The 13,952-nt window shown below is 59.6% G+C and carries 13 protein-coding genes; all 13 read left to right on the top strand.

Annotation, left to right across the window (positions count from 1 at the left end; all coding sequences use genetic code 11):
• Window positions 1-32: 32 nt before the first annotated feature.
• The 13 genes from GRI91_RS10625 (at window position 33) to GRI91_RS10565 (ending at window position 13,940) form a co-directional block, all read left to right on the top strand.
• Entirely contained in the window at window positions 33-668 is a 636-nt protein-coding gene (locus GRI91_RS10625; RefSeq protein WP_160736645.1) for a hypothetical protein, read from the top strand.
• Window positions 669-881: 213 nt separating this feature from the next.
• Window positions 882-1,862, top strand: coding sequence for an MBL fold metallo-hydrolase (locus GRI91_RS10620; protein WP_160736644.1), 981 nt, complete (start codon window positions 882-884; stop codon window positions 1,860-1,862).
• 602 nt (window positions 1,863-2,464) lie between these two features.
• Entirely contained in the window at window positions 2,465-4,624 is a 2,160-nt protein-coding gene (locus GRI91_RS10615; RefSeq protein WP_160736643.1) for a TonB-dependent siderophore receptor, read from the top strand.
• Between the two features lie 17 nt (window positions 4,625-4,641).
• Window positions 4,642-5,379, top strand: coding sequence for an ABC transporter ATP-binding protein (locus tag GRI91_RS10610; protein ID WP_160736642.1), 738 nt, complete (start codon window positions 4,642-4,644; stop codon window positions 5,377-5,379).
• Window positions 5,376-6,794, top strand: a complete 1,419-nt coding sequence (locus GRI91_RS10605; RefSeq protein ID WP_160736641.1) for an ABC transporter permease — start codon at window positions 5,376-5,378, stop codon at window positions 6,792-6,794. The genes GRI91_RS10610 and GRI91_RS10605 overlap by 4 nt, the downstream gene beginning before the upstream one ends.
• On the top strand, window positions 6,791-8,170 hold the full coding sequence (locus GRI91_RS10600; protein WP_160736640.1) for a DUF3526 domain-containing protein: 1,380 nt from the start codon (window positions 6,791-6,793) through the stop codon (window positions 8,168-8,170). The genes GRI91_RS10605 and GRI91_RS10600 overlap by 4 nt, the downstream gene beginning before the upstream one ends.
• Window positions 8,170-9,951 (top strand): M14 family metallopeptidase, encoded by a 1,782-nt coding sequence (locus GRI91_RS10595; protein WP_160736639.1) that lies wholly within the window; start codon window positions 8,170-8,172, stop codon window positions 9,949-9,951. The genes GRI91_RS10600 and GRI91_RS10595 overlap by 1 nt, the downstream gene beginning before the upstream one ends.
• A 259-nt stretch (window positions 9,952-10,210) precedes the next feature.
• The gene (locus GRI91_RS16280) at window positions 10,211-10,708 is read left to right on the top strand and encodes a DUF1826 domain-containing protein (RefSeq protein ID WP_160736638.1); all 498 of its coding nucleotides are present in this window, start codon (window positions 10,211-10,213) and stop codon (window positions 10,706-10,708) included.
• Window positions 10,705-11,094: a MerC domain-containing protein gene (locus GRI91_RS10585; RefSeq protein WP_237437797.1), complete on the top strand. Its 390-nt coding sequence runs from the start codon at window positions 10,705-10,707 to the stop codon at window positions 11,092-11,094. The genes GRI91_RS16280 and GRI91_RS10585 overlap by 4 nt, the downstream gene beginning before the upstream one ends.
• A complete protein-coding gene (locus GRI91_RS10580) occupies window positions 11,082-11,486 on the top strand; it encodes a Fur family transcriptional regulator (protein ID WP_160736637.1) in 405 nt (134 codons plus the stop codon). The genes GRI91_RS10585 and GRI91_RS10580 overlap by 13 nt, the downstream gene beginning before the upstream one ends.
• On the top strand, window positions 11,483-12,142 hold the full coding sequence (locus tag GRI91_RS10575) for an ABC transporter ATP-binding protein (RefSeq protein WP_237437796.1): 660 nt from the start codon (window positions 11,483-11,485) through the stop codon (window positions 12,140-12,142). The genes GRI91_RS10580 and GRI91_RS10575 overlap by 4 nt, the downstream gene beginning before the upstream one ends.
• Window positions 12,139-13,425, top strand: coding sequence for an ABC transporter permease (locus GRI91_RS10570; protein WP_160736635.1), 1,287 nt, complete (start codon window positions 12,139-12,141; stop codon window positions 13,423-13,425). The genes GRI91_RS10575 and GRI91_RS10570 overlap by 4 nt, the downstream gene beginning before the upstream one ends.
• A 14-nt stretch (window positions 13,426-13,439) precedes the next feature.
• Complete coding sequence (locus tag GRI91_RS10565; protein ID WP_160736634.1) at window positions 13,440-13,940, top strand: DUF3299 domain-containing protein; 501 nt, start codon at window positions 13,440-13,442, stop codon at window positions 13,938-13,940.
• Window positions 13,941-13,952 lie beyond the last annotated feature (12 nt).

Here is a 13,952-nt window from a genome sequence, read left to right as displayed (position 1 = left end):
CGGACATTGGCAAGTATGCATAATTATTGGGTATGCGATATCCAATTCTCGCTGCGCTTCTTATAGCGTTAGTTGGCTGCACGGCAGGCCGCGCGGAATTAAAATGTGATGCAGCGACTTCCTATCTCTCTCACGAGCTATCGAACACTGACGATGAGGAGCTTGTTTACGGTTCTCTTGACGATGAGGCTACGTTCAACCTTGTTGGACTGGCTGAAGCGGATCGCGTCAAAGCAGTTTCGGAGTTTGCGGAGGAACCGTGGTTCGACCTGAAGGGAACCTCAGTATGGCAAGGCGAAGCATTTGATGAAATTGCCAAGACACCCGATGAAATCAGGATGGTGCGTAAACTTTTCGAGGAGCCAACGTCTGCGAACGCGGTCACACGATGTTCGGAAATCAGCACACTTCTGCAAAGCCGTAGTATTGCTTTTGGAGAGAGCGCTGTAAAATCGGTAAGTGCAATCGAGAATCGTGAACTGGATGCGCACTCGAAGACAATCGCAGATATATATCTTCCCATTCTTTCAGATGATGACCGATCTGCGCTGCTGCTCGTTTCGCGCAGCTGGGCTCCACTCGCAGGGGTAGGCCTCATTATAAAAATCGAACGCCAAACCAATGGCGAATGGCTGCCAACCAGAGCTCAACAAATTTGGGTGTCTTGATTTCCGCTAACCACGACAATCGTGTCATTTCGGCCGTTCCGGAAACGACCCAGGATGTGCCATAATCATGGGTATGCAAGATTGGCCGATTTCAGGTTCCCGCCCAGAAGCAGCAAACGGCGGCAATGTCGGTGAAGCCGGTGCTGCCAGCCTTGACCTCCGCTCACCTGATGCCATCTGACATGAGTGGGGAGAATGGAGCCGCGCAGTCGAATGCCTAAGAACCCCTATTACAGCGGTCCCATCACTGACCATTTCGATGGTATCCGCTTTCACAATCTGCGCGAAGAGCCCGAGACGGATCGGTCTTTTCGCGATGTCATGCGCTGGAAGCGCAATGTTCCCGACAATCCCTGGCCAAGGTCGTTGCACATGCAGGCGGTCGTGCCGGATGCGCGTGTCGATGGACTCCGAGTGACGATGATCGGGCATGCAACGGTCCTCATCCAGATTGCTGGGCATAATCTCGTTACCGACCCTGTCTGGTCGGACCGAACCAGCCTGCTGTCTTTTGCGGGTCCGCGGCGGATCTCCGCACCTGGCGTGGCCCTGAGGGATCTGCCGGCGATTGACGCGGTAATGCTGTCCCACAACCATTATGACCATCTCGATGTCGCAACGCTCAAGCGGATTCACGCCCGCGACGCTCCGTTGATCGTCACACCTCTAGGGAACGATCGTATCATCCAGCGTCACATTTCTGGCAGCCAGACCAGAACCGGCGACTGGGGTGACGCGATCGAGATATCGAACGATCTCAAGGTTCATATCGTGCCCGCACTGCACTGGTCCTCGCGAAGTCCGTGGGACCGGCGGATGGCACTTTGGTGCGGGTTCGTGATCGAAGCGGCCGGGACGCTCATCTATTTCGCTGGCGACACCGGTTATGGGACTGGCGGCATCTTCCGCAGGATTCGAGAAAGGTTCGGGCCCATGGACCTCGCCATCATCCCAATTGGTGCCTACGCTCCACGATGGTTCATGGCTGCCCAGCACACCGATCCCGAAGAGGCGATCCAGATCATGCTGGATGTAGAGGCCCGGGCGGCGATCGGCATACATTGGGGAACGTTCAAACTGACTGACGAACCGTGGGACGAGCCGAAAGTCCGCCTCGAAGCAGGCCTTTTAGCTCGCGGCATTCCCCAATCCCGTTTTCCTGCGTTCATGGCTGGAGACGTCCGGGACTTTTGAGCGGAAGCATCCCTATTTTGGCAGTGGGAAGAGTGAAAATCATAGTTTGGATGAATAGCATCCCCAAGGCATCGTTTTTTATAAATAAAATGCTGCCTACGGGCATTCCCCTTAAGGTTGTGATGGCCAAAATTTTGGCGTGAACGGTCGGGCATTCGAATATCAAACATGATTTTTCTCAGATAAGCGATACATCTGTACTCACATCTGTTTGCTGCACCATACGTCTAATATTATAAGTGAAACCGTAATTTTTTAGTCATATTGGCGGGTGCCTTTCACGCAGCGTGGAACGCGATAGTGAACGGCAATCACTAAGTTGAGCTGGGCAAATGCTGCCATGCTACCCATGCGGCATGCGCGTGCAGACGGACCTGATGGACAGCCGCACAGCACGCCCTCCTGCAATTCTCTTCCTGAAGCGGCGCGGAAAAGGCGGCAGGAACCCCCGTGCCATGTTTTCGCGCCGATTCACGAGTAAAATAAAAGATATGAGATAACGTGCCATTGACTTGAGCGGCTGACATAGTCATTGGCGGCCGCTGCAATGTGATGTTGTTACATCGAATCTCACCCATATGTGAAAAGGCGTCCAATCGCTCATGACCGCTCGTTTGTTCCTGACTGCCGCAATCCCTGCAATTGTCCTCGCCGCTGCCGCCTCTCCTGCAGTAGCGCAAGTCCGGCCTGTTTCTGATTCCACCGAGCGCCCGGGCGATGACGCCGCGATCATCGTCAGCGGCGTTCGTCAGGCCTATCGTGGCAACTTCGCTCTGACCGAAATTCCGCAATCGATCGATGTCATCGATGCCGCGGAGCTCGATTCCAACGGGATTGACCGGTTGAACGACGCGCTCGATCTCAATGCCTCGGTTGCACGGCAGAACACGCTGGGTGGCATGTGGGATGCCTTTGCGATCCGCGGATTTGCCGGGGATGAGAACATTCCGACCGGCTATCTGGTCAATGGATTCAATGGTGGCCGGGGTTTTGGCGGAGAGCGCGATACGGCCGGGATCGAACGGATCGAGGTGCTGAAAGGACCGGCAGCGGCCTTGCTGGGCCGGGGGGAACCGGGGGGCACGATCAATATCGTGACCAAGCAGGCGCAGCTGGGGCGGACATTCGGAACCTTTAGCGGGGAATATGGCAGTTTCGACCGGGTTCGCGGCGAAGGCGACGTCAATATCGCGCTGGGCGATAACGTCACCGCGCGGCTGATCGGCTATTATGAACATGGCAACAGCTTCCGCGATACGGTGGATGAGACGCGCTGGGGCTTCCTCCCCTCCATCGGCATTGCGCTGGGGAGCAATACGCGCCTTACCTATGATCTGGAGAAGACCCGCGTCGAACGTCCTTTTGATCGCGGAATCGTGGTGCTGAATGGGGATTTCGAGACCGTACCGCGCAGCCGCTATCTGGGGGAACCGGGCGACGGGGACCACATTGCGCGGGCCGAGGGGCACCAGCTTCGCCTGCAGCATGATTTCAGCGATCGCTGGAGCCTTTTGCTGGGCGCAAGCCACCGGGACACCCTGCTCACCGGGACATCCTCTGACCCCGAGCTTGCCGGATCGCGCCAGCCAATCTTCACGGATGGCCGCTCGCTATCGCGTCAGCGCCGTTCGCGCCTGTATGATTCCCGGCAGAAGGTGGTGCGGGGTGAACTTTCGGGTGAATTTGCGACCGCAGGCCTGACCCACCGCGTCCTGATTGGCGCGGATCATGACGAATTCGACAATTATCAGGATTTCCGCCGTGTTCGGCCGCCATCCCTCGCGAGCAATCCGACGGAGGAAGAAGCCTATATCATCGACATTTTTGACCCTGTTTATGGGCGCTTCCCCTTGCCGACGCCGCTGCCCAATAATGACCGGCTGGACAAGCAGTCCTCCACCGGCATCTTCGTTCAGGACCAGATCGAACTGACGGACAAACTGCAGGTCCGCGTCGGTGCCCGTTATGATGATTTCACCTTGCGGACCGAAAATTATCTGACCGACATCACGACTCAGCGTGACGATGATCGTATCAGTCCGCAGGCCGGTATCGTCTATGAACTGGCGCCTGAAGTGACGCTTTATGCCGCCTATAGTGAAGGGTTCCGCGCCAATCTGGGTACGGACGTCAATGGCGCTATTTTCGATCCTGAGACGAGCCGCAGTTTCGAGACCGGCGCGAAACTCATGCTGTTGGATGGAGCGATCACGGGGACTTTCACGCTCTATCAGCTGGAGAAGGACAATGTCCTTGCCAGCGACACCAACAATCCCGGTTTCAACGTCACCATCGGCAAGGCGCGGAGCCGCGGGGTGGAATTGGATCTGAATGGCCGTCTGCCCGGCAATGTCGATGTGTTGCTGAGCTATGCCTATGTCGATGCGGAAAGCCGTTCGAGCGTGCTCGACCCGAACTTCTCCTTCAATATCGAGCCGGGCGATCCGTTGATCAACATCCCCAAGAATACGCTCGACCTGCAGGCGTCGAAGGCTTTTGCCGTGGCTGGACGTGACGCGAAGCTGGGGGCGGGGATGCATTATGTCGGCAAGCGGCTTGGCGCGACGGGCACCGATTTCTTCCTGCCCGATCACACGCTGTTCCGCGTTTTTGGCGAAGTCGATCTGCTGGATAATCTGACGTTCTATGGCAGCGTGAAGAACCTCTTCAACGCGCATTGGTACGCCAACAGCTACAACGAGCTCTGGGTGCAGCCCGGTGCCCCGCGCACCGCCAGCATCGGTCTTCGCGCAGGATTCTGATCATGGAGAATATGGACATGGCCCAAGGCACAGCCGAGCCTGCGATAGAACTTGCCGGCGTCCAGCACAGCTATGGCACAGCGCCGGTGCTGCGCGGCCTGGATCTCAGCGTACAGCGCGGCGAGATCTACGCACTGCTGGGCGGCAATGGAGCCGGCAAGTCGACGACGCTTTCGGCCTTGCTCGGTTTTATCGCACCCTCCAGCGGAAGCGTGCGTGTCTGCGGGATTGACCCGGTTTCCGACCCCCGGGGCGCCCGTGCCCAAATGGCCTATGTGCCGGAGAATGTCTCTCTCTATGACCATCTCACCGCGCGCGAAAACATTGCCTATTTCCTGGCGCTGGCCGGACATGACACCGGAGCGTCGGTGATCGAACCCGCACTCGGTGCGGTCGGTCTGGACAGTCAGGCATGGGACCGGCGCATGTCCGGTTTCTCCAAGGGAATGCGGCAGAAAGTGGCCATTGCTCTGGCTCTGGCACGCGATGTGCCCGTGTTGCTGCTGGATGAACCGACATCGGGCCTCGACCCGCGGGCGGTGCTGGAATTCAACGGACTGCTCGATACAGCGCGGGAGCGTCAGGTGGCGGTGCTGATGGTGACGCACGACCTCGTCAGCGCGGTCGATATCGCGGATCGGATCGGCTTCCTCACGGCGGGGCGGATCGAGGAGGAACAGCAGGCGGGCGAGGGCGCGCGTTTCGATCTCAACGCCTTGCATGATCGCTATGCCGGGACAGGACAGGCAATATGAGTTCGGTTGGCCTGATCGCGCGCGACGAATGGCGCGCCTTGCTCAGAAACCGGGCAGGTTTGCTCGCCAGCGGCCTGCTCGTTCTGCTGGTGCTGGTGGCGAGTTTCACCAGTCTTGAACGGCGCGTCGCGATCGAGGCTGACCGTGAACGCTACCAGGCGAGCGTGGATGAGCAATTCGACCAGCAGCCTGACCGACATCCCCACCGCATGGTCCATTATGGCCAATTCGTCTTTCGCCCCATCGCGCCGCTGGCCTTTTTCGATACGGGCGTGGACAGCTATACCGGCAACACGATCTTTCTCGAAGGGCATCGCCAGAACAGCGCCAATTTTGCCGAGGCGCGCCAGTCATCACTGTTAATGCGCTTTGGTCAGCTGACGCCCGCTTTCGTGTTGCAGACGCTTGCGCCGCTGCTGCTGATCTTTCTCGGCTTTGCCAGCATCTCGCGTGAACGCGAGCGCGGAACGTTGCGGCTCATGGCCGCGCAGGGTGTGGCCGCGCGGCAGGTCATGCAGGGCAAATTGCTGGCGCATGGCGTGATTGCGCTGGTGATCGGTCTGCCGGCCTTCCTCGTGCTCGGCGGGTTTGCGGCAACAGGTGCCGCAAGCTGGGCCGCCGTGCTGCCGATGATCGGTGGCTATGCAGCCTGGCTGCTGCTCTGGGCGGTGCTGGGGGTGATCCTGTCGGCTGTGCTGCGCCGGTCGCGTGACGTGCTGGCCGTGCTCATCGGTCTGTGGATGGTGGGTGTTATCCTGTTGCCGCGCGCGCTGCCCGTGGCGGCGGAGGCGCGCACGCAGCTCGATACCAATATCGAAACCGAGATCGCGCTGCACCGCGAAGTGGCTGAAATCGGCGACAGCCACGATCCCGACGACCCCTATTTCAACGACTTTCGCCAGCGCGTTCTGGATGAATATGGTGTGGAATCGGTCGAAGATCTGCCTGTGCAATATGCCGGTCTGGTCAGTATCGAAGGCGAACGCCTGACCACGGGGATCTATGCCGATGCGGCGGAGAGAAGCAGGGCGCGGGAGGATGCGCAGAATGCGCTGGTGCATGATTTTTCCCTGATCAGTCCGCTTATCGCTATCCGTCAGCTTTCCATGACGCTGGCTGGCAGCGACCTTGCCGCGCATTATGATTTTCTCCAGCAGACGGAGGCTTTCCGCTACGATTTCGTGCAGCGGCTCAACCGTATGCAGGCGGAGCTGATCCCCGGCATTGGCGGAGAAGATCCGCGCATTTCAGCTGAATATTGGCAGGATATACCGCGCTTCCATTATCAGGCGCCGAGTCCGTTTGATCGCCCGTCTGACCTTATCTGGCCCGCCGCCGTTCTGCTGGGCTGGTTGGCAGCCCTCTCCGTTCTGGCTGTCTGGGCCAGTCGCCGTCTTGAAAGGAATCTGCGATGAGCCCGCTTCGCGCAGAGGCCCGGTTGCTCTTGCGATCCGGCCGCAACCTCTTCGCCGTTATCCTTTTGCTGATGCTGACCAGCGCCGCAGTATGGTCGGGCCTTGTCCAGATGGATGCGCAACGCGCGACTATCGAGCGTGTCGAGCGTGAGCAGACGCGCGATCTGGCAGCGGTGGAGGCCGCTCAGGCCGGGCCGAAGGGTGAGGCGGGTTACAATGCCTATTACGCCTTCATGCTGACGCAGGATCCGCCGCCCGCTCTGGCCTTTGCCGCGATCGGTCAGCGCGACCTGCAACCCTTCGTGCTGCGGATACGCGCACTTGGGCTGGAGGCGCAGCGCTACGATTCCGAAAATTACAATGCCGAGCTTGCTTTGCCCGGCGTGTTCGACTGGGCCTTCGTGCTCATCTATCTCGCCCCGCTCGTCATCATCGCGCTCACGCATGACATGGTCACGGCGGAGCGTGAGGCAGGGCGCTTGCGCCTGCTGCTCTCCCTGCCGGGGAGCGGCCTGTGGCGGCGACGCACCGGCCTTCGCTATGCGCTGGTGTTGGCCGCGCTGGCCCTGCCGCTGATCACCGGTGCCATAATCGCCGGGGCTCCGGTTGCGGGGACGTTCGGAATCATGCTGGCCGCTGCGCTCTATTGCGCCTTCTGGTTCGGTCTGGCGCTGCTGATCGGGGCGGCTCTGCGTGCCTCGGCAACGGCAGCCGCAGCGATGATCGGGTGCTGGATTGTCCCGACCCTGGTGATCCCGACGCTCGGCAATGCTGCCATCGCCGGGGCGATCCCGGCGGGCAAGGGCATCGACCTGACGCTGGCTCAGCGCGAAGTCGTTCATAAAGGCTGGGACATTCCGAAAGAGGAGACGTTCGAACCGTTCTTCGTCAATCACCCAGAGTGGCGCGGGAAGGAAGAGTTCGAAGGGCGTTTCCACTGGAAATGGTATTACGCCATGCATCAGGTCGGCGATGAAACCGTGGCGCAAGACGTCGCAGATTATCGCGGCGCCCTGACCGCACGCGACAAGTGGACATCACGGCTCGGTCTGATCCTGCCCGGTGTGGGCACGATGAATGTGATGCATCGTCTGGCGGATACGGACAGCACTGCGGGATTCGCCTATCAGGATTCGATCGCCGCCTATCACGAGCGTCTGCGTAAGTTTTATTACCCCTATATGTTCAACGACAAAGCGTTCACGCGCGCGGATTTTGCGCAGATTCCGCGCTATACCTCGCGCGTGCCGGGTGGGTCGCTACCCGCCGGATCGCTGGTGGCCCTTTTGCTCGCCGCAGCTCTTTTCCTATGGCTGGGGGCACGAAAGGTCACGCGGGTGAGTAGTGCCCGGGACTCCAGACCGAAAGACGATTGATGCGTATTCCCCTGATCGCCGCCATTCCTGCCTTGCTGTGCGGGGTGCCTCTCCACGCGCAGGTCGAACCTGTCCTGCCACCCGTCCCGGACTGGTCGGGCGCCAGCGAGAGCTGGATTGCCAGCGGTGATGACCCCTGGATAACGCCCGCCGAGGCCGCCGATTTTGCCCGCACGCCGAGCTATGAAGAAACGCGCGCCTGGCTAGAGAAACTGGTGGCGGAAAGTCCGCTGCTCACCCGGGTGGCCTTCGGTACCTCTGCTGAGGGCCGCCAGCTTTATTATATCCGCGCGAGTGCCGCCGCCGAGAAGGAAAGGCCGGTGGTGCTGGTGCAGGCGGGCATTCACAGCCATGAGATCTCGGGCAAGGATGCGGGCCTGATGCTGCTGCGCGATATTGCGCTGGGCGGAAAAGAGGATCTGCTGAGCAAGGTCGATCTGGTCTTTGTCCCAATCTACAATGTCGATGGCCATGAACAGGTCAGCCGCTTCAACGCTCCGCATCTGCGCGGCCCAGCAAATTCGGGCAGTCGCAACACGGCGCAGAGGATCAATCTCAATCGCGACTATGCGAAGGCCGCCGCGCCGGAAACGCGTGCGCTGTTGCCGCTGCTGCGTCAGCTCGACCCGGTGCTCTATCTCGACATGCATGCCTCGGACGGGTTCGATCACGGTTATGACGTGACCTACACCTATGCCGGATGGGGGCGGCATGTGCAGTCACCGGCCATTGCCGAATGGCTGAAGGGCAGCTTTGAGGACGGGGTAAACGCCTTTGTCCGGCAGCAGGGGCACAATCCGCATTTCTATCCCAGCGCGCTCGATGATTACCGGATCGACAAGGGGCTGCGTATGTCCGCAGAGGGGCCGCGTTACTCCACCGGCTATGGCGATTTCGCCCGCATTCCCGTCGTGCTGGTCGAAATGCACAATCTCAAACCCTATCGCCAGCGCGTTTTGGGGGCATACGCGATGATGGAAGGCGCGTTGCGCACGGCGGCAGCCAGTTTGCCGCAATTGCAATCAGCCATCGCCGCTGACCGCAATGCGCGCCCCGAAAAACTGACCGTTGAATGGGCGCGTGACGAGCAGCCATTCACCACGATTCCCTTCACCGGCATGGCGTTTGAACGGGTGCAATCCCCCGCCTCGGGGGCCGAGGAAATTCGCTATCTCGGACAAGTGCAGCAATGGGAATTGCCGGTCACTGGCGAACATCCCGTGTCCCATGTCACCTTGCCGGAGGCCTGGTGGGTGCCCGCTGCAGAGAGGGATGTGATCGCATTGCTGGATCTGCACGGCATTTCCTACGAACGCATCGACACCGCGCGGGATTTGACACTCGAAATGGCTGCCGCATCCAATATGCAGCTGGGACCGGTCTACGATGCGGCGGCACGCATGTCGGCGGATTTCCGGCGGGAGAAGCGGAATGTACGCATGGCGGCAGGATCGATCAGGGTGCCCTATGATCAGCCACGCGGATTGCTGGCCGCAGCGCTGCTGGAGCCTGAAGCCGTGGATTCCGTGTTCTCCTGGGGCTTCTTTCCAGAATTGATGGAGAGCAGTGGGAGCCGTGAGCGCTTCCTCCTTGCGCCAGTAGCGGAGCGGATGCTGGAAAGTGATCCCGAGCTGCGCGATGCATTCGAGCAACGTCTGGCCTCTGACGCCGCCTTCGCGGCTGATCCAGAAGCGCGTCTGAAATGGTTTGCCGAAAGGTCGCCTTATTTTGCGGCGCCTTTGCCGATCTACCCCATCGGACGCGAGCTGAAAGAGCAGTGACGGAGATTAAGCTGCAAGGGCGGCCTGTGTGGCAGGCCCGGTGATTGGAATATTGCCGCTGAACGATACAGGGTATCATTGACTTCTTTGCGTCGATGCGCTTACTCATTGAGTCATGTTACAACATATCGAATCTGATGATTTAGTGCCCGCCTTTCCCTCACGGGGGCGGGCAGGTGTGCTGCCTTCTGCTGCCGACATATCTGAAAATGAGGGCCAATCCTGGCGCTTGATTCACGACCGGGATCACGCACTCATAGTGGAAGAACGCGAATTGGGGGCGATAGCGGAGGCCGCCGCGCAAGTGCTTTCCGAAGATGGGGGCCATTGGAAGGCAGCCGGGACACCGGAAGCGGCAGTGGCTGCGCTGGGCCAAATTCCCGCCGCCCTTGCTGACGACATTCAAATGCTTGCCACGCGGCTGGCTGCGCTGATGCAGGTGGACACCGTTACGATCCGCCTGGAAGTCGTCAGCACGAATGCGTGCCGCAAAATCCATGCGGACAACACCGATTTGCGGCTGATCACCACATATGCCGGGCCGGGCACACAGGTCTTGCCACCGCATTCCGAAGTTGATCCGAATAATTTGTGGACCATGCCGACCGGATGGGTGGGGCTGTTCAAGGGCCGCGCATTCGGTGAGGGGCACGAGGCATGCCTCCATCGCTCCCCGCCGATGGGTGACATGGGGGGCGAGCGGCTCGTGCTTGTCATAGATACACCCGCTTTTGCGCGTGAGGGAGCCTGCGCTTGATCGTAGAGCAAAAGCGTCCTGCCGCTTGGCTGGATGGCTTTGCCATCACCCTGTCGGCGGCATGTATGGTGCATTGCCTCGCTTTGCCGCTGCTGATTGCATTCCTGCCCATCTGGTTTGGCTGGATAGATGTGCCGGATAGCTTTCATGTGGTGGTGCTCTTGATCGCGCTTCCCTTCAGCAGTGTGATCCTCTGGCGCGCGGAAAAACGGTCTGTCCATATGCTTTTCACGCTGCGGCTTGGTCTATTGGGACTGGGGCTGATGGCAGGCAGTTTGCTGCTCGAAGGGCAGGTGGTTGAACCATGGGTGACAACTGCCGGTGCGGCGATGCTCGCCGCGGCCCATATCATGAACTGGCGCAGCAGAATGTCGTGCCCAGAATGATGCCGAATTTGCAGCGCCGCGCTCCCTTCGCGGTCGATGCTCTGGTGCTGCATGTAGCGCGGACTGCCAATCGGGCGCTGTCGGCGAAAGCGATTTCCCAAAGGCTGGCCGCAAGCGGAGAACCCGTTGCTCCCATGCAGATCTATCGATCGCTCCACCGGCTGCAATGTGAAGGCAAGGTGCGGCGCATCGAATGTCTGAATGCCTTCTGCTGCGATCATGGCGGCGAACTGGTCGTCTTTTGCAGCGACTGCCATGCCTTTGTCTGCCTGGAGGATGAAGAGCTGCGGGCTTCTCTGGCGGATATGTCGGGGCATCTCGGCTATCAATTGAATCGCTCCATCATTGAAATTGCGGGCACATGTCCCGACTGCGCAGGGCGGACGCGATGAGCCTGCTGGAACTGCATCAGGTCAGCTATCGCTACGGGAGGAGCCCCGTTTTGCGCGACTTTGACATGACCCTTGATGTCGGGGATCGTTGCCTGATGCTGGGCCCCTCCGGCTCGGGAAAATCGACGCTGATCAATCTCGTCTGCGGCTTCCTGAAGCCTGATAGCGGGACGATAGACATTGCCGGACAGCGTATCTCCGAAGGATCAGAGGCCGCGCGCGATGCCGTGCGCCGTCGGCATATCTCTGTGGTGTTCCAGTCCTTGCGACTTGTTTCGGCTCTCGACATCAAAGCGAACTTGTCGTTGGCGGCACGGTTGGCGCGGCGTGAAGTAACGCCGAGAGATATTCATGCCTTGCTCGAGGAAATGGGGATCGCGGGCAAAGCGCATGCCAAGCCCTATATGCTGAGCCAGGGAGAAGCACAGCGCGCTGCTCTGGCCCGCGCGCTGGTGGTGAAACCCGATCTTCTGATTGCGGATGAACCCACCTCTGCGCTGGACGCCAGAAATGCCGAGACAGTGGCAAGGCTGCTACTCGATCTTTCCCACACCCATGGGACGACACTGCTGGTGGCAACGCATGATGAACGCTTGCGATCGCATTTTTCACAGGTGATCGATCTCCATGCCGGGGTGGTGGAGCAAATCGTATGATCGGCCTCGTCAAAGCCTATCTTCTGGAGCGCAAGCTGACGACGGCGCTCAACGTGCTGTTGCTGGCGATTTCGGTCGCGATGCTTACTCTGCTGCTGCAATTCGCACGGCAGAGTGAAGAGCGTTTTCTGGAGGGCGCCGAAGGCATTGATCTGGTGATCGGTGCTAAGGGCTCGCCGCTGCAACTTGTCCTGTCCTCTGTCTATCATCTTGATCAGCCCACGGGAAATATCCCCCTCTCTGCGCTTGAAAGGCTGCGGCACAATCCACTGGTGGCCAGCGCTATCCCGCTGGCACTGGGCGATCAGTTCGCGGGGTTTCGGATCGTCGGTACGAAGAGTGAGCTTTTTGACCTCTATTCCGCCAAATTACAGTCGGGCAAGACATTCGAGGCACCGCTTGAGGCGGTGATCGGTTCTGCGGTGGCCGAAGAAACCGGGGCCGGTCTGGGGCAACGCTTTATCGGCAGCCATGGCTTGGCGGAAAATGCCGAGGGGCAGGGCCATGAGCATACGCCGTTCATCGTTGTCGGTATTCTTGAGCCAACCGGAAAACCGATAGATCGACTCATCCTCACCAGCGTGGAAAGTGTGTGGGATGTTCACGGCATCCAGCACGACCACGGCACGGCTGAGGATGATCACGACGGGCATGAGGATGCGGCAGAAGCGCATCATGCTGACGCCGATCACGGCAGTCATGGCGCGTATGGTGTTCATGGGCCGCGCGAGCCGATGGTGCCCGAAATTACAGCTATCCTGCTGAACTATCGCAGCCCGGCCGCAGCAGTCAGGCTTCCTTCAACGATCAATCGCAACACCGCTCTTCAGGCGGCGTCCCCCGCGCAGGAAAGTTCGCGGCTCATTCTTCTGTTTGAACCGGCAATCGAAGCGCTGGGCGGTTTCGCCGTTCTGCTGGCCGCCACCGGCGCTCTGGCAATCTTCGTCGCCCTGTGGAGCGCGATGCGGAGCAGGGAAGGGGACCTCGCGTTGCTCCGGGTGATGGGGGCAAGCCGTGCAGCGATCTTCGGAACCGTCCTTCTTGAAGGGGTAATGACCGCCCTTGTCGCGGCGGCGCTCGGCATATTGGCCGCGCATGGCCTCCTCTGGCTGGCGAGCGAGACGCTGCACAGTGTCGGTGAGGCAGGGATCGGTCCGGGCCACCTGTTGCCGGAGGAAATCGCCATTCTCGCAGGTGCAGCCGCGCTTGGCGCGCTGGCGGCGGTCATTCCCGCCTGGACCGTCATGCGTAACAATCTCGCCCCTATTCTTGGCCGTAACTGATGAAAGGACCCGACATGAATCTTCGAGCATTCCTTGCGGCCACCGCCGCCGTGGTTCTGCTGTCCACACCCGCCAATGCGATCCGCGAACAGAAGATGCCAGCGCAGCAGCAAAGCGATATCTGGAAACCGGCCGCCACGCCGAAGGGGGGCATTTCATGGGCAACGCTGGAGGCGACAAAGGAAATCGCGCGGAAGGATGCCGAAGGCTACATCATATCGAAGCCGGTCTTCACTCCGAATGTGAAAAAGCTGGAGGGAAAGCGGATCAAGGTTGCTGGTTGGATGGATGCCTTCAAGCCAGGACGCACACAGGATCATTTTCTGTTGATGGCCTATCCGCCGGGCTGTCCGTTCCATTTCCACGCCGCGCCCAATCAATATATCGAAATCAAGGCCAGCAAGGCTTTTCCGCTGGCAGGGAATGACCCAATTGTCGTGACCGGCGTGCTCGAACTCACCGGCTATGACGAAAGCGGCATCTTCTATGTTCTCAAGGATGCAAGGCCGGCATGAATAGCATTCGGG

Origin of the sequence: Altericroceibacterium endophyticum (assembly GCF_009827595.1) — a bacterium.
Lineage (GTDB): Bacteria > Pseudomonadota > Alphaproteobacteria > Sphingomonadales > Sphingomonadaceae > Altericroceibacterium > Altericroceibacterium endophyticum.
This window is presented reverse-complemented; position numbering and strand designations above follow the sequence as displayed.

Excerpts from the sequence above, each read along its gene's own strand:
- GRI91_RS10625 (WP_160736645.1), top strand. The coding sequence starts at position 33 with ATGCGATATCCAATTCTCGCTGCGCTTCTTATAGCGTTAGTTGGCTGC.
- GRI91_RS10620 (WP_160736644.1), top strand. The coding sequence starts at position 882 with ATGCCTAAGAACCCCTATTACAGCGGTCCCATCACTGACCATTTCGAT.
- GRI91_RS10615 (WP_160736643.1), top strand. The coding sequence starts at position 2,465 with ATGACCGCTCGTTTGTTCCTGACTGCCGCAATCCCTGCAATTGTCCTC.
- GRI91_RS10610 (WP_160736642.1), top strand. The coding sequence starts at position 4,642 with ATGGCCCAAGGCACAGCCGAGCCTGCGATAGAACTTGCCGGCGTCCAG.
- GRI91_RS10605 (WP_160736641.1), top strand. The coding sequence starts at position 5,376 with ATGAGTTCGGTTGGCCTGATCGCGCGCGACGAATGGCGCGCCTTGCTC.
- GRI91_RS10600 (WP_160736640.1), top strand. The coding sequence starts at position 6,791 with ATGAGCCCGCTTCGCGCAGAGGCCCGGTTGCTCTTGCGATCCGGCCGC.
- GRI91_RS10595 (WP_160736639.1), top strand. The coding sequence starts at position 8,170 with ATGCGTATTCCCCTGATCGCCGCCATTCCTGCCTTGCTGTGCGGGGTG.
- GRI91_RS10575 (WP_237437796.1), top strand. The coding sequence starts at position 11,483 with ATGAGCCTGCTGGAACTGCATCAGGTCAGCTATCGCTACGGGAGGAGC.
- GRI91_RS10570 (WP_160736635.1), top strand. The coding sequence starts at position 12,139 with ATGATCGGCCTCGTCAAAGCCTATCTTCTGGAGCGCAAGCTGACGACG.
- GRI91_RS10565 (WP_160736634.1), top strand. The coding sequence starts at position 13,440 with ATGAATCTTCGAGCATTCCTTGCGGCCACCGCCGCCGTGGTTCTGCTG.